This window comes from Halalkalibacillus halophilus DSM 18494, from assembly GCF_000423105.1.
Taxonomy (GTDB): Bacteria; Bacillota; Bacilli; order Bacillales; family Alkalibacillaceae; genus Halalkalibacillus; species Halalkalibacillus halophilus.
Window position 1 is genome coordinate 156,753 of sequence record NZ_AUHI01000004.1, and the last position, 16,092, is coordinate 172,844.

The window sequence follows — 16,092 nt, forward strand, 5'->3', positions numbered from 1 at the left end:
AGGAGAATTATAACTAACAATTATAGGAATTAAACGATTGTAATTTTAGATACATGAGTTATCGGGTTTTCCTTATTTGAACCATCTTGAAATAAAACGTGAACTGGTCCAGTTTCTTTAAGAGGCTTACCTTCTACAGCAAATAATAAATAAGCATTCTCTAATTGGTCTATAGAAATTTCTTGTTCCTGTCCTTCACCATGCAAACGAGCTTTCCCAGCAGAAATGTTTGTCTCTGCGTTTTTCAAGAAATGGTGAACTGGCATCACATACGTATTTTCAAGAACTTTTTTTCTGTCATATCTGGTTAAACTTTTATTTACAGGTGGTTGAATTTTCTGTTGATATTCATTTTGACTCCAAATATCTTGTTGATCAGATTCATGGTCACCATTTTCTTCGGATTGAAAGGCATCTTTCCATTCAATTTTACGGTCATCAAAGATCCATACAGTTGGATCTAATGTAATGGGGAATTTAACATTTCCTTGTACTTGCACGATCATTAGCTACACCTCATTTTTACTTATTTAAAACGTAGTTAAAGCTTATTACTTTAATTTAATGTACGTCTACATTAAGATTATAACGGATATGGACAATCAATGCACGAAGGAGTGATGAAGATGACAGAAATCTTAGAAAAAGACTTACACCATTGGTTAGAGCACGTAAGGATTTATGCGAATAATGGAAAAGTAGCAGATTACATTCCAGCTCTTGCTAATCAACAACCGGAAATAAACGCTGTAGCATACTTTCCATTAGAAGGAGATGTAATACACGCAGGACAGAGTGAGTATTCGTTTACCATTCAAAGTATTTCTAAGGTAATCACTTTGGCATTAGCGTTAGTTCAACATGGTGAAAATGCCGTGTTTAATCGTGTTGGTAAAGAACCTAGTAGTGATCCATTTTACTCCATTGCAAAACTAGAGGTAGAATCTCCTGGAAAACCGTTTAATCCGATGATTAATGCAGGAGCTTTAGCTGTTACCAACATGATTAGAGGCAGAAACTCTGAAGAAATGGTTGAAGAAGTTTTGCAACTCGTACGATTATTAACAAATGATGAAGAAGTTTATTATGACGAAGAAGTTGCAAAGTCAGAATTTGAAACAGCTTTTTTAAATAGATCGCTTGCCTATTTTATGAAACAAAATGGAATTATAACAGGTAGCGTTGAAGAGTTAATTGATGTATATACAAAACAATGTGCTATTTCCTTAAATGTGAAACAACTCGCGCGAATTGGCGCAGTATTTGCTAATGACGGGAGGGACCCTGACACAAATAATCCGCTTATTCCCTCTCATGTTGCGAGAATTTGTAAAACGTTTATGGTGACATGCGGAATGTACAATGCCTCTGGAACCTTTGCAATCGAGGTAGGTATTCCTGCGAAGAGTGGAGTATCTGGAGCAATTATGAGTATTATTAAGGGCGGCGGTGGCTTAGCTGTATTTGGTCCATCTCTTGATGAAAGAGGGAATAGTGTAGTTGGAATGCAGTTTCTCCAAAAACTTGCTCAAGAAAAACGATGGTCCATTTTTTAAAGGATTAACGCTTAATCACCAGCTAATTCTTGCATTTTAATAGGTGAAACGATACTATAATAAAGTAGATAGGAATAATAGGTGAGGGGGAAATTCTCGTGGCAACAGATTCAGCGCTTGAAGAAAATCAACAAGCACTTGCCCTCCTAAAGGCTGACGCAGATAAAATATTACAACTGATAAAAGTTCAAATGGAAAATTTAACTATGCCTCAGTGTCCTTTATATGAAGAGGTTTTAGATACACAAATGTTTGGACTATCCCGTGAGATCAACTTTGCAGTTAGACTGCAATTAATTAATGATTCAACCGGGAAAGAAATAATGGAGAATTTGGAGCGAGAGTTAAGTGCATTACATGATGCGGCTCAAGCTTCTAAAATGAATTAATTAAACTCAAACTAATTTACGAAATTAGTTTGAGTTTTTTTATAATTGAATTATAATAATAGAATGAATATTCGTTCATTTTGCAGGATTTTCAGATGATTTGTAGAAATTAGTAAGGGTCAGAGAATTAATAGCTGATATGGAGGGTAACGAATGACAGACCAGAAAACAATCAACAAAGTATTAGTAGCTAACAGAGGAGAAATAGCAATTCGCGTATTTCGAGCTTGTACAGAACTAGGAATCCGTACAGTTGCAGTTTATTCAGAAGAAGATACAGGATCTTATCATAGATACAAAGCTGATGAATCCTATTTGGTAGGACAAGGTAAAAAACCTATAGATGCCTATTTAGATATTGAGGGAATCATTGAAATTGCCAAAGAAGTTGGGGTAGATGCGATCCACCCTGGTTATGGATTTTTATCTGAGAATATCGATTTTGCAAAACGATGTGAGGAAGAAGGATTAATTTTTGTTGGTCCGACAAGTGGGATGCTTGATACTTTTGGTGATAAAGTTAAAGCTAGACAGCAGGCAATTGAAGCTGAAATCCCCGTTATACCTGGAACTGATGGCCCGGTATCTTCTGTTGAAGAAGTAGAAGCATTTACCAGGGAACACGGTTTTCCAGTAATGATCAAAGCTGCCCTTGGTGGTGGCGGTCGTGGCATGCGTATTGTTAGGACCCAGGATTCATTAAGGGAAGCTTACGACCGTGCTAAATCAGAGGCAAAAGCCGCCTTTGGTAATGACCAAGTTTATGTAGAGAAGTTAGTAGAAGAACCCAAACATATTGAAGTTCAAATAATTGGTGACCGAGCTGGAAACATTGTCCATCTGTACGAACGTGACTGTTCCGTTCAAAGAAGGCATCAGAAAGTTGTTGAAATTGCACCTAGTATTTCTCTTAGCGACCAACAAAGAGAAGAAATTTGTGATGCTGCTGTAAAATTAATGAAGAGTGTGGATTATATAAATGCGGGTACTGTCGAATTCTTGGTAACAAAAGATGAATTTTTCTTTATCGAAGTTAATCCGAGAGTTCAAGTAGAGCACACCATTACGGAAATGATTACTGGTTTTGACATTGTTCAAACACAACTACACATTGCTATGGGCGAAGAGTTGCATAGTGACAAAGTTGGTATTCCAGAGCAAGGTTTAATTAAGACTCATGGTTATGCAATTCAATCTAGAGTAACAACTGAAGATCCGCTAAACAATTTCATGCCCGATACTGGGAAGATAATGGCTTATCGAACAGGTGGAGGATTTGGTGTCAGACTAGATGCAGGGAATGGTTTTCAAGGCGCAGTAATATCTCCACATTATGATTCCTTGTTAGTTAAAGTGTCCACTTGGGCTCTAACATTTCCACAAGCTGCAAATAAAATGGTACGTAACTTAAGGGAATTTAGAATAAGAGGGATTAAAACGAACATCCCATTTTTAGAGAATGTAATTTTACATCAAAAATTCTTAAACGGAGAATATGATACTACCTTTATAGATTCATCACCTGAATTATTTGTTTTTTCAAAAAGGAAGGACCGAGGTACAAAACTACTTTCCTACCTTGGCTATACAACAGTAAACAGTTCTTCTAACATGCAAGTAGAAAAGAAACCACTTTTTTCTGAACCGCGAATACCGATTGTAGATAAAGCAGAAGCGACACCAGATGGAACGAAGCAAATCCTAGATCAACAAGGCCCAGAAGCTTTAGCTACTTGGTTAAAAGAGCAAAAGGAAGTTCTATTAACAGATACTACTTTTAGAGATGCACATCAATCTTTATTAGCTACTAGAGTAAGAACAAAGGATTTAGAACAAATTGCAGAACCAACTGCTAAATTACTGCCTAATTTATTTTCCGTTGAGATGTGGGGAGGGGCAACGTTTGATGTCTCTTATCGCTTCTTAAGAGAGAATCCGTGGGAACGACTTCATAAATTGCGTGAGAAAATGCCAAATGTATTATTTCAAATGCTTCTAAGAGCTAGCAATGCTGTAGGGTATAAAAATTATCCGGACAATGTCATTGATGAGTTCGTAAGCCATAGTGCAGAAGCTGGCATTGATGTATTTCGAATATTCGATAGTCTAAACTGGGTGGAAGGAATGAAGCCAGCTATTGAAGCTGTTCGAAAAGTAAATAAAGTAGCTGAAGCATCGATCTGTTATACAGGAGATATACTAGATCCAGAACGCACCAAGTATGATTTAGACTACTATGTTAATTTGGCTAAAGAATTAGAGGGTGCTGGTGCTCATATCTTAGGAATTAAGGATATGGCAGGCTTATTGAAGCCAGAAGCTGCATACCAATTGATTAAAGCGCTAAAAGAAACTATCACAATACCTATTCACCTTCATACACACGATACGAGTGGTAATGGAATCATAATGTATGCTAAAGCTGTAGAGGCAGGTGTCGATGCTGTTGATGTTGCAGTTAGTTCTATGGCTGGAAATACGTCACAGCCAAGTGCAAATAGCCTGTATTATGCACTAGAACACCAGGAACGCCAACCGAATTTAGACATTGTTGCGTATAACGAACTAGCAAGGTATTGGGAGGATGTACGTGAGTATTACAATCATTTCGAAAGCGGCATGAAAGCCCCGCATACGGAGGTCTATTTCCATGAAATGCCAGGGGGCCAATATAGTAATCTGCAACAGCAGGCAAAAGCAGTTGGACTATGGGAAAAGTGGGACGAAATAAAGTATATGTACCGTACTGTAAATGACATGTTTGGAGATGTTGTAAAAGTTACACCATCTTCTAAAATAGTAGGCGATATGGCATTATTTATGGTTCAAAATGACCTTTCCGTTGATGATATTTATGACAAGGGAGAGTCATTAGATTTTCCAGATTCTGTTGTCGAATTTTTCCAAGGGTATATTGGGCAACCATATCAAGGTTTCCCGAAAGAATTGCAACGTATTATTTTGAAAGGAAGAACGGCAATCCAATCACGACCAGGGGAATCGTTAAAGCCTGTTAATTTTGAAGCTCTAAAAGAACAACTTTACGAAAAGTTAAACCGTCAAGTGACTCCATATGAAATAATTGCTTATGCCCTATACCCTAAAGTTTTTGAAGGGTACCAGAAGTTTGTCGAACAATTTGGTGATGTGTCTGTATTAGATACTCCAGCGTTCTTATATGGTTTAAGGTTAGGTGAGGAAATAGCTGTAGAAATTGAAACAGGTAAAACATTAATGGTTAAACTGGTATCTATCGGTGAACCTCAAAGAGACGGAACGAGAGTAGTATATTTCGAATTAAATGGACAACCACGAGAAGTTATTGTAAGAGATGAAAATATTCAAGACGTAACAGAAGCAAGAGTGAAAGCCGACTCTACAAACCCGAATCACATTGGTGCATCCATGCCTGGTACGGTAGTGAATGTACTAGTAAAAGCAGGGGAGCAAGTAAAGAAGAACGATCATCTAATGATTACGGAATCAATGAAGATGGAAACAACCATACAAGCCCCTTTTGAAGGAACTGTGAAGAGTATACAAGTGAAAGATGGGGAATCATTAGAGACAGGTGATTTATTAATCGAGATTGGCTAAATAAAAAAGAGAGAAAGCGTTCAGTTAAGAACGTTTTCTCTCTTATTTTCTTGGTCTGAGGATTAGCATAATAAAATAAGCTAACAATGCAAAGAACAAAGAAATTACGACCGCGTGCATTAGTGCTACAACACTATTATTTAATTTGGTGAAAATAATAAGTGCACCTAACGTCACTTGGCTGATAATGAAAAAAGTAGCAATGATCCAACCATAAAAAATCACAGGTTGACTACGTTGTCTTTTCCAAATATATACCATCAATGAAATAACCCAAATGAATAGTAGGCCGGCTAACAACCTGTGGCCCATTTGAATCCATTGCTCTAAAGAATAGCTAGTAATATTTAAAGGTTGGTCATTAAAGCAAAATGGCCAGTCTCTGCAGACCATGCTAGATTGTTTATGTCGAACTAATGCCCCGGTATAAACGACGATTAACGTGTAAACAAACAAACTGTAATAGTTCACTCGTAAAACTTTCGGAAATTTTAACAAGTGTGTTTTGAATTTCTTGTCGGTATCAAATATTACAGCTGCTAGTAAAAAGACAGAAGCAAAGGAGATTAACGATATACCAAAGTGTAAAGCTTTAAATGTATCTGACTGTTCAAACATCACTGCTCCTGCTCCAAGTAGTGACTGAATGATGAAGAATGTTACTGTAATAATAATAAGTGCTTTCGTTTCTTTGACGTGCTTAAAATACTTCCAAGCTTGAAAGATGAGCAGTCCAACAATAAAGATTGATAAACCGGAAACGAGCCGGTGACTATACTCTATAACTAATTCAAACGTTATATTAGAAGGAATAAGCTCTCCATGACATAATGGCCAACTTCGACCACATCCCATACCTGAGCCAGTTTTAGTAACTAAAGCACCACCAACTAATACAAATAGCATTGCGATCACGGAGATCACTGCTGTTAATTTGGGGTGGATCCATTTTTTCATGATTGTAATTGCACACCTCGCTTTAGGCTTGAAGCTTCACTCATCATTTTAATATACATGATACACCAATAGAAAGCCAAAACGTTACAAAATTATAACAATCAAACGCAAATCTATTCACTAAACTACATAATCCTTTGATATAACCTACGTTGTAAGGTAAACTTACTAGACATTAGGGGATTCTTAAAAAAATAAAATATGTAGATTTCTCACATTTTTTTCACATATTTATCACACTTAAAATGTTTTTGTATGATTAAATAGAAGTGAAGGAAATTACATGGTACAATGTACGTAAGTTTTGTATACGAATATAGTAAAATTTTAAGGTTTGTTTCCTTTTAGTTTAAAAGGTTGAGAGGAAGGTCGAAAGGTATGAGCGAACCACGTTCAATCGGGACTACCCCATCTAAAATGGTTAGTAATTCCGGTACTAATGTGAAGACGTTATGGGCTGACTTTCTAGGGCTAATTAAAATTGGAATTATTAATTCTAATTTAATGACAGCATTTGCTGGTTTTTGGTTAGCGCTATTTTACACAAACCAATCATTTTTTAACCATTGGCAGGCTTTTATATTAGTCATGCTAGGAACAGCATTTGTCATAGCTGGCGGGTGTGTGATCAATAACTATTATGATCGAGATATCGATCAAAAAATGGCACGCACTGTGAATCGAGCTACCATTACTGGAACAATTCCGTTATCAATTATTTTATCGATGGGTATTGCCTTTTCAGTGCTTGGTTTTATATTATTATATTTGACGACACCACTTGCTGCATTGTTTGGTTTTATTGGATGGTTTGTTTATGTGGTCTTATATACGATGTGGTCTAAGCGAAGATATACTATTAATACAGTTGTTGGGAGTTTCTCGGGTGCGGTACCTCCTTTAATTGGTTGGACTGCAGTAGAAGCGACGATACACCCTGCTGCATTTGTATTATTTTTAATTATGTTTATCTGGCAAACACCCCATTTCTTAGCATTAGCGATTCGTAAGAAAGAAGATTATCGTCAAGCTAACATTCCAATGTTACCTGTAATTTATGGTAACGCTATTACCAAGAGACAAATTGTAGTTTATACAGTATGTCTATTACCATTACCATTCTATTTCTTTTCTCTAGGAATGGCTTTTATCATCTTTGCAACACTACTTAATTTAGGTTGGATTCTACTTGCCTTTTACGGTTTCATGATGAAAGATGATGATAAATGGGCGAAATGGATGTTTATTTATTCACTGAATTACTTGACGTTATTGTTTATTGGTTTTGTTGTAGCAACAATTCCATCTTTTATGTGATTTAATTAAGAACTTTTCTTAATTTTATATTAAATTTTGCACTATTTTTGCAGGACAACAATGATTAAAAGAGAAAGAGAGGTATCAAGGATGAAAGGCTGGATGAGTCGATTTAAAGCAGTTTTTGCATTAGCTGTATTAGCCCTGATCCTATCGGGTTGTGGTGAACCATTCTTAAGTGCCCTACAGCCAAGAGGTGACGGTGCAGAACAAATATTTCAGTTAATGGTACTAAGTGTAGTCATCATGTTATTTGTATTTGTTGTGGTAATGATTATTTATGTTTTTGTGGTCATTAAGTTCCGCAGGAAAAAAGGTCAAGAAGACTTCATTCCAAAACAAACAGAGGGTAATCATGCCTTAGAGACATTATGGACTGTTATTCCGATTATTTTACTACTAATCTTAGCAGTACCAACTGTCCAGTATTCATTTGAATTCGCTGACGTATCTCCAGAAACTACAGCGGAAGGTGACGAATTAGATCAAATTTGGATTGATGTAACCGGAAAACAATATTGGTGGCATTTTGAATATCAAGATCTAGAAGTTTCTACAAGTCAAGAGATCTATATTCCTACTGATCGTAAAGTTTACCTATCCATGATTTCAGATGATGTTATTCATTCCTTCTGGGTTCCTTCCATACAAGGTAAAATGGATGTTAACCCGACAGGAAATAGAAATGAAATGCACCTACATGCTCAAGAAGAAGGTGTGTACTGGGGTAAATGTGCCGAATTATGTGGCCCATCTCACTCTTTAATGGACTTTAAAGTAATTGCTGTAAGTCCTGGTGAATTTGAACAATGGGTAGAAGAGATGCAAGAAGTATCTGAAGAGGATGTTCCAGAGAGCGAAACAGCTCAAGATGGACAAGAACTCTTTGCAGATAACTGCCTTGCCTGTCACGCGGTAGGTTCTTCGCCTAACAAAGTAGGACCTAACTTAACTAGTTTTGCAGATCGTGTGAATCTGGCAGGTGTTTTTGAAATGAATGAAGAGAATTTATTTGAATGGATCGATACTAAAGGGGAAGATATGAAGCCAGGTAACTTAATGGTGGATGCACCTTACGATCTTAATGAAGAAGAAATTAATAACATCATCGAATACTTAATGACACTAAGTCCAGGTGAAATTAACCCGGATAGTGCAGAAAACGGTGTCTACCAAGACTCTGACTTAAGTGGTCTATTCCCTGAAGAGGAAGAAGAGGGGGAAGATAGCGAAGAGGAAGAAGACGGTGATTCAGAAGATAACGGTGATGAAGAAGAGCAAGAAAGTGAAGAAGATTCTGAAGAAGATTCAGAAGAAAATTCAGATGAGTAAGAAATAACGACTGAGGAATAAAGGGAGGTTAAAAGCGTGAGCACGACAGCTAATAATAAAGCTGGTTTTGGGTCTGCTCTTTGGGATTATTTAACTACCGTCGACCATAAAAAGATAGCTATTCTTTACTTGGTCGCTGGTATGTTTTTCTTCATCCTGGGTGGACTGCAGGCGATGTTAATTCGTATACAGCTTATTTCACCAGATAATGAATTTATCTCAGCTCAATTTTATAATGAAGTGTTAACAATGCATGGTACCACCATGATTTTCTTAGCTGCCATGCCATTATTATTTGCATTAATGAACGCCGTGTTACCTTTACAAATTGGTGCACGAGATGTAGCTTTTCCATTTATTAATGCTTTAGGTTTTTGGTTATTCTTCTTTGGAGGAATATTCCTAAACGTCTCATGGTTTACTGGAGGAGCTCCAGATGTAGGTTGGACGGCATATGCACCCCTCTCACTATTTTCTGAGGGACATGGTGTAGATTATTATGCTATAGGTTTACAGATTTCAGGTATTGGTACATTAATTGGTGGTATTAACTTTATTGTTACAGTAGTTAATATGCGTGCACCAGGTATGACATACATGCGTATGCCATTATTCACATGGACAGCGTTTATTGCAAGTGTACTTATACTATTCGCATTTCCTGCTTTGACGGTAGGTCTGTTTTTACTAACGTTTGACCGATTGTTCGGAGCGCATTTCTTTAACCCAGATATGGGCGGTAACGTAATAATATGGGAGCATTTATTCTGGATCTTTGGACACCCTGAAGTATATATTCTTATTTTGCCTGCTTTTGGTGTGTTCAGTGAAGTAATTCCAACGTTTGCTAAGAAGCGACTGTTTGGTTACTCATCCATGGTATTTGCAACTGTTTTAATCGCATTTTTAGGTTTCATGGTGTGGGCTCACCACATGTTTACAGTTGGTTTAGGGCCAATTGCTAACTCCATTTTCGCAGTTGCGACAATGGCGATTGCAGTTCCAACTGGTATAAAAATCTTTAACTGGCTATTCACCTTATGGGGTGGAAGTATACGAATGACATCACCAATGGTCTTCGCATTAGGATTTATTCCTACATTTACAATTGGTGGTATGACTGGTGTTATGCTTGCATCTTCTGCAGCAGACTATCAGTACCACGATTCTTATTTCGTAGTTGCACACTTCCACTACGTCATAGTAGGTGGAGTAGTTCTTGGAATATTCGCTGGTTTAATATACTGGTGGCCGAAAATGTTCGGAACGATGTTAAATGAGAAATTAAATCACTGGTTCTTCTGGTTGTTTTTCTTTGGTTTCCATTTAACTTTCTTCTTCCAACACTTCTTAGGCTTAATGGGTATGCCAAGACGTTATTGGAAGTTCTTACCAGATCAAGGGTTGGATCTATTTAACTTGATCAGTACAATAGGTGCTTTCTTTATGGCTATTGGTACTATTGTTTTCTTATACAATGTAGTTGTTACACAGATGAAAAATGTTAAAGTTGGACCGGATCCATGGGATGCTCGTACTCTAGAGTGGGCAATTGCTTCTCCACCTCCGTTCTATAACTTTAAACAACTTCCACTTGTACGTGGACTAGATCCTCTTTGGATCGAAAAAATGGAGAATAATGGCCGTATGCAGCCAGCTGAACCATTAGGTGATGTGCATATGCCTAACAATTCTTTCGTTCCATTTGTAATGTCTCTTGGTTTATTCATTGCTGGTTTTGGAGTAATGTACCAAGGTGGAATGTGGATTCTAGCCGGTATTGGGTTTGCAATTACTGCTGGTTCATTGTTGTACCGCTCTATAAAAGACGACTTAGGATATCACATTCATAAAGAAGACTTTGATAAAGAAGAGGGGGATGGTTCTAATGGCTGATGATATGTTAAAATCCGGTAATCTGCCAGAACATCCAGAAAGAGCCACCCTTGAAGGTAGCAACAAGTTTATGGGCTTTTGGTTCTTCCTTGGTGGAGAGACCGTTTTATTCGCAAGTTTATTCGGAACGTTCTTAGCTTTAAGAAACTCAAATGCAGAAGGTCCTGCAAGGGAAGATGTATTTGGTCTTGGATTAGTTTTCATTATGACCATTATTCTTTTGACAAGTTCCTTAACAAGTGTTTATGCAATGTACCACATGCGTAATCATAGCTTTAAGAAGATGCAACTTTGGCTCGGTGTAACAGTTGCCTTAGGTCTAGCCTTCTTAGGATTTGAAATTTATGAGTTTGTGCATTATGTACATGACTATGAATTCGGATTTAGAACGTCTGCATTTGGCTCGGCCTTCTATACATTGGTTGGTTTCCACGGAGCGCACGTTGCATTTGGTTTACTTTGGTTCATTACATTGATGATCCGAAACAACAAACGAGGATTGAACTTATACAATGCACCGAAGTTCTATATCGCAAGTTTATACTGGCACTTCATTGATGTTGTATGGGTATTCATTTTCACTGTTGTATACTTGATGGGGATGGTGTAATAAGCGATGGCAAATCATTCAAATATAAATGACGAAAAACGTGAATTTTATAAATCAAGAAATAAACAAGAAATGAAAATGCAAGTTTACACCTTTGTAATGATGATTGCGTTCACTCTAGTTGCATTTGGTTTAGTTTTGGCTGAAGTAGATGCAATGTTTACAATACCAATCATTCTTGTATTAGCAGGTGTGCAAGTTTTATTCCAACTGTACTATTTTATGCATATGAACACAGCTGGTCATGAATGGCCTGCAGCGATGATTTACTCAGGTATATTTGCAGCTGCACTAACTGTGTTAGCATTAGCAACCATCGTATGGTGGTAAGGTTATTAAAAAGAAGGAGCTAAAATAGCTCCTTCTTTTTTTTATACTTATACAGAAATGTTACAGAGAAGTTCAACAGTACTCATAGGTAAATAATTATATATTTATATAGCATCTCTAGTATTTCGGTTTATGAAATATTGTGATAATGACGCTGTATAAATAGATGATTTGTTGCATAATAAAACAATATTGCACTATTTCAGAACAATTTTACAAATAAAACTTGATAAATTATTTACATTGCATTATATTTGTAATCATAAAGAAATTAGAAAATTGTAAACTATAGTAATAGTCTTGAAATTCAAATGTAACTTCTAGAGATCTTCAAAAGGGGGAGCAACAGTGTCAGATGTCATTCTAGAATTAAATGAACTACATACCCATTTCTTTACGGATAGTGGAGAAGTCCCCGCTGTAGACGGCGTGAGTTTTAAATTGCATAAAGGTGAGGTAGTAGGAGTGGTTGGAGAATCAGGGTGCGGAAAGAGTGTAACTTCCCTATCTGTGATGCAATTAGTTCCTAACCCTCCTGGAAGAATAGTAAGTGGTGAGGTAAACTTCAAAGGTGAAAATATAGCAGTGGCAAGAGAAAAAAGAATGAAAGAAATTCGTGGAAATGAAATAGCTATGATTTTCCAAGAACCAATGACTTCTCTTAATCCTGTGTATTCAATAGGAAATCAGTTAATAGAAGCAGTTCGCATGCATAAAAAAGTTTCCAAAAAAGAAGCACGTAATAAAGCAATTGAGATGTTAGAAATTGTTGGTATCCCTCGACCTTCAGAAGTTGTTGATGAATTTCCTCATCAACTTTCTGGTGGAATGAGACAACGTGTAATGATTGCAATGGCTATGTCATGCGATCCTGAGGTTTTAATTGCTGACGAGCCAACAACAGCATTAGATGTTACGATCCAAGCTCAGATATTAGATTTAATGAGAAACCTTAATAAGGAACAAGATACGGCAATTCTTTTAATCACACACGATTTAGGTGTAGTAGCTGAAATGTGTGACCGTGTTGTAGTTATGTATTCTGGGCAAGTTGTGGAAGAAGGAACAGTGAGAGAGATTCTAAAAGATCCAAAACACCCATATACTAAAGGGTTGATACGCTCCCTACCAAAGTTATATGAAAAGGAACAAAAGTTGTATTCTATCCCAGGTACAGTGCCTAAACCATCTATGGATCATGTTGGGTGTAGGTTTGCACCTAGATGTGAGTTTGCATGGGATCGATGTGTTGAGGAAAACCCAGACCTGTATGAACTAGGAGCAGAGAGAAAAGCTCGTTGTTTCTTATACGATGAGAAAGAGAAGGTAACTGAAGGGGGGCCACAATATGACGAAGCCGATCCTAGAGGTTAATAACCTTAAAAAGTATTTTGAAATTAAAGGTGGCGTCTTTGGTAAAACGGTAGCTGAAGTGAAAGCAGTGGATGATGTTTCATTTACAGTAAATGAAGGTGAGATTTTAGGGATAGTCGGAGAATCTGGTTGTGGTAAATCTACAACAGGAAAAGCTATTTTACGTCTGCTGGAACCAACAGAAGGTGAAGTGAAATTTGAGGATCAAGATATCACTAAGTTAGGTCCGGAAGAAATGAGGAAACTTAGGCGTCATATGCAAATTATCTTCCAAGATCCATATGCTTCTTTAAATCCTAGACATACTGTTGAGAAAATAGTAGGTGAACCACTATTAGTACATGGTATGACTTCTGCTAAGGAAAGAAAAGATCGTGTACAAGAACTGTTAGAAGTTGTAGGATTAAGAGCTTTTCATGCTTCAAAATATCCACACCAATTTAGTGGTGGTCAAAGACAGAGAATTGGAATTGCGAGAGCTCTTGCTAATAATCCTAAATTAATTATCTGTGATGAACCTGTTTCAGCTTTAGATGTTTCTGTCCAATCTCAGATACTGAATCTTATGGAAGATTTGAGACAAGAGTTTAATTTAACTTATGTATTTATTGCCCACGATTTAAGTGTTGTAAAACACATTAGTGATCGAGTTGGCGTGATGTACTTAGGAAAAATGGTTGAACTTGCTGATAAAGATGAAATTTATGAAAATCCGAAACACCCATATACGCAAGCACTATTATCTGCGGTGCCTGTCGCGGATCCAGATGCTCAAATTGACCGGGTAATTCTTGAAGGAGACGTACCAAGTCCTTCTAACCCACCATCTGGTTGTCCATTTCATACGAGGTGTCCAAAAGTTATGGATATTTGTAAAGAAGTAAAGCCAGTGTTTCAAGAAGATGAAGAACAACATTATGTTGCCTGTCATTTGTATGAATAAGTTACATGCGACTAATGTTTTCTATAAATTAATTTTTAGGGGGTAAAGTTATGAAGTTCAAGTTTTCTTTTTTACTCGCGATCATGATTGCTTTTGTTTTAGTATTAGCAGCATGTGGCGGGGATGATGATGATTCTGAATCTGAAGACCAAGATAGCGGTACAGAAGACACAGAGCAAGAAGATACAGATTCTGAGGATGACACTGATTCTGAATCAGAAGGTGATGACGCTGCAGAAGGTGGCGACGGTGAAGGTGGAACATTAGTATATGCACGTGGTGGAGACTCTGAGAGTTTAGACTACGCTAGTACAACTGATGGTGAATCTTCTCGTGTAACGAAACAGATTTATGAAAGTTTATTAGATTTTGAAGAAGATTCTTTTGAGATTAAAGCAGGATTAGCTCATGACTGGGATGTCAACGATGATGGTACAGTTTACACCTTCCATTTAGAAGAAGGGGTTACATTCCATGATGGGTCAGACTTTAATGCAGAAGCAGTAAAGACAAACTTTGAGCGTTGGGCAGATCCTGAACATGAATTCGCATTTGAAGATGATGGATATGTTTACTCCATGTATGGAACAATGTTTGGTGGATTCCAAGGAGATGATGGTCACGTTATTGATGAAATCAATGTTGTAAGTGACCACGAAATTGAGTTTGTATTAAGTGAGCCACTTGGTTTCTTCTTACAAAACATGGCTATGAGTTATTTTGCGATCACTTCTCCTCAAGCACTTGAAGAGTATGGTCCTGAAATTAGTGAAAATCCAGTAGGTACTGGACCTTTCCAATTTGAAAATTGGTCACGTGATGATCAAATCGTATTATCTAAATTCGATGATTACCGTGAAGAGGGATTACCTGTATTGGATGAAGTTATATTCCAAGTAATTCCTGATAATGCTGCAAGATTAATTGCACTTAACTCTGGAGAAGTTCATATTATGGACGGTTTAAATCCAGATGACGCTGCAGGAGTAGATTCTGATGAAAACTTAGAATTATATACTCGTGAAGCGAACAATGTTGGTTATGTAGGATTTAATAATGAAAAGATTGATGATGCTGATGTGCGTAGAGCAATCAACCATGCAATCGATCGTCAAGCAATTGCAGATGCGTTGTATGCTGGATATGCGATCCCAGCAGTTACGCCAGTACCACCAGGTTATTTAGGATATAACGATGAATTAGAAAGTTATGAATATGATCCTGAGTTAGCTCAAGAAATGTTAGCTGATGCAGGCTATGAAGATGGCATGGAAATTGAACTATGGACAATGCCAGTTGCTCGTCCTTATATGCCAGACCCTGAAACAGTTGCTGAAATCATTCAGAACAACTTATCAGAAGTTGGTGTAGAAGCTGAAATCGTACGAGAGGAATGGGCACCATACCTTGAAAGAACTTCAGCTGGTGACCATGAAATGTTTATGTTAGGTTGGTCTGGAACAAACGGTGACCCTGACTACTTCCTTGGACCTTTATTACACGGAAGTAACGTAGGCGAAAGTAACCGTACTTTCTACCAAAATGACGAAGTTGATGAGTTGTTAGATCAGGCGAAGAGAGCTGTAGATCAAGATGAGCGTGCAGAACTTTATCAAGAAGCACAGGCGCTAATCTATGAGGATTCTCCAATGGTTCCTCTTGTACACTCAGAACCTGTTTTAGCTTCATCGAGTGTTGTTGAAAACTATGTACCACACCCATCAACAAGTGAATCACTAAAAGAAGTAGAATTAAATCAATAAACTTAAAGTGGGAGGGTAGTAGAGATTC

The 16,092-nt window shown here is 37.3% G+C and carries 13 protein-coding genes; 11 read left to right on the forward strand and 2 right to left on the reverse strand.

Features of this window, described 5'->3' with window-relative positions; translation table 11 throughout:
- Positions 1-29: 29 nt before the first annotated feature.
- Complete coding sequence (locus G532_RS0100820; RefSeq protein ID WP_027963063.1) at positions 30-506, reverse strand: hypothetical protein; 477 nt, start codon at positions 504-506, stop codon at positions 30-32.
- 120 nt (positions 507-626) lie between these two features.
- On the opposite strand from G532_RS0100820, the gene glsA reads away from it, so the two are divergent.
- From glsA to pyc, 3 genes are all read left to right on the forward strand, one after another.
- Entirely contained in the window at positions 627-1,556 is a 930-nt protein-coding gene (gene glsA / locus G532_RS0100825; RefSeq protein ID WP_027963064.1) for a glutaminase A, read from the forward strand.
- 98 nt (positions 1,557-1,654) lie between these two features.
- Positions 1,655-1,945, forward strand: coding sequence for an Fpa/YlaN family protein (locus G532_RS0100830; protein WP_027963065.1), 291 nt, complete (start codon positions 1,655-1,657; stop codon positions 1,943-1,945).
- Between the two features lie 153 nt (positions 1,946-2,098).
- Complete coding sequence (gene pyc / locus G532_RS0100835; RefSeq protein WP_027963066.1) at positions 2,099-5,542, forward strand: pyruvate carboxylase; 3,444 nt, start codon at positions 2,099-2,101, stop codon at positions 5,540-5,542.
- Between the two features lie 42 nt (positions 5,543-5,584).
- Here the strand turns inward: pyc and G532_RS0100840 are convergent, their stop codons facing one another.
- Entirely contained in the window at positions 5,585-6,499 is a 915-nt protein-coding gene (locus G532_RS0100840) for a COX15/CtaA family protein (RefSeq protein ID WP_035512341.1), read from the reverse strand.
- A 378-nt stretch (positions 6,500-6,877) separates the two neighbouring features.
- On the opposite strand from G532_RS0100840, the gene cyoE reads away from it, so the two are divergent.
- The 8 genes from cyoE (at position 6,878) to G532_RS0100880 (ending at position 16,064) form a co-directional block, all read left to right on the forward strand.
- Positions 6,878-7,816, forward strand: a complete 939-nt coding sequence (gene cyoE, locus G532_RS0100845) for a heme o synthase (protein WP_027963068.1) — start codon at positions 6,878-6,880, stop codon at positions 7,814-7,816.
- Between the two features lie 102 nt (positions 7,817-7,918).
- On the forward strand, positions 7,919-9,148 hold the full coding sequence (gene coxB, locus G532_RS14535; RefSeq protein ID WP_342662635.1) for a cytochrome c oxidase subunit II: 1,230 nt from the start codon (positions 7,919-7,921) through the stop codon (positions 9,146-9,148).
- A gap of 36 nt (positions 9,149-9,184) precedes the next feature.
- On the forward strand, positions 9,185-11,044 hold the full coding sequence (gene ctaD, locus G532_RS0100855) for a cytochrome c oxidase subunit I (protein WP_027963069.1): 1,860 nt from the start codon (positions 9,185-9,187) through the stop codon (positions 11,042-11,044).
- Positions 11,037-11,654 (forward strand): cytochrome (ubi)quinol oxidase subunit III, encoded by a 618-nt coding sequence (locus tag G532_RS0100860; protein WP_027963070.1) that lies wholly within the window; start codon positions 11,037-11,039, stop codon positions 11,652-11,654. Before ctaD ends, G532_RS0100860 begins: the two co-directional genes overlap by 8 nt.
- A gap of 6 nt (positions 11,655-11,660) precedes the next feature.
- Positions 11,661-11,984 carry a cytochrome c oxidase subunit IVB gene (gene ctaF / locus G532_RS0100865; protein ID WP_035512342.1) on the forward strand — a complete coding sequence of 108 codons (324 nt, stop codon included), beginning with the start codon at positions 11,661-11,663 and terminating at the stop codon, positions 11,982-11,984.
- A gap of 348 nt (positions 11,985-12,332) precedes the next feature.
- A complete protein-coding gene (locus G532_RS0100870; protein WP_027963072.1) occupies positions 12,333-13,358 on the forward strand; it encodes an ABC transporter ATP-binding protein in 1,026 nt (341 codons plus the stop codon).
- Positions 13,333-14,301: an ABC transporter ATP-binding protein gene (locus G532_RS0100875; protein ID WP_027963073.1), complete on the forward strand. Its 969-nt coding sequence runs from the start codon at positions 13,333-13,335 to the stop codon at positions 14,299-14,301. Before G532_RS0100870 ends, G532_RS0100875 begins: the two co-directional genes overlap by 26 nt.
- A 50-nt stretch (positions 14,302-14,351) precedes the next feature.
- The gene (locus G532_RS0100880; protein WP_027963074.1) at positions 14,352-16,064 is read left to right on the forward strand and encodes an ABC transporter substrate-binding protein; all 1,713 of its coding nucleotides are present in this window, start codon (positions 14,352-14,354) and stop codon (positions 16,062-16,064) included.
- Positions 16,065-16,092 lie beyond the last annotated feature (28 nt).

Bases quoted from the DNA above. Each gene is read 5' to 3' on its own strand.
- coxB (WP_342662635.1), top strand. From the start codon at position 7,919: ATGAGTCGATTTAAAGCAGTTTTTGCATTAGCTGTATTAGCCCTGATC.
- G532_RS0100860 (WP_027963070.1), top strand. From the start codon at position 11,037: ATGGCTGATGATATGTTAAAATCCGGTAATCTGCCAGAACATCCAGAA.
- cyoE (WP_027963068.1), top strand. From the start codon at position 6,878: ATGAGCGAACCACGTTCAATCGGGACTACCCCATCTAAAATGGTTAGT.
- G532_RS0100880 (WP_027963074.1), top strand. From the start codon at position 14,352: ATGAAGTTCAAGTTTTCTTTTTTACTCGCGATCATGATTGCTTTTGTT.
- glsA (WP_027963064.1), top strand. From the start codon at position 627: ATGACAGAAATCTTAGAAAAAGACTTACACCATTGGTTAGAGCACGTA.
- G532_RS0100875 (WP_027963073.1), top strand. From the start codon at position 13,333: ATGACGAAGCCGATCCTAGAGGTTAATAACCTTAAAAAGTATTTTGAA.
- pyc (WP_027963066.1), top strand. From the start codon at position 2,099: ATGACAGACCAGAAAACAATCAACAAAGTATTAGTAGCTAACAGAGGA.
- ctaF (WP_035512342.1), top strand. From the start codon at position 11,661: ATGGCAAATCATTCAAATATAAATGACGAAAAACGTGAATTTTATAAA.
- G532_RS0100840 (WP_035512341.1), bottom strand. From the start codon at position 6,499: ATGAAAAAATGGATCCACCCCAAATTAACAGCAGTGATCTCCGTGATC.
- G532_RS0100820 (WP_027963063.1), bottom strand. From the start codon at position 506: ATGATCGTGCAAGTACAAGGAAATGTTAAATTCCCCATTACATTAGAT.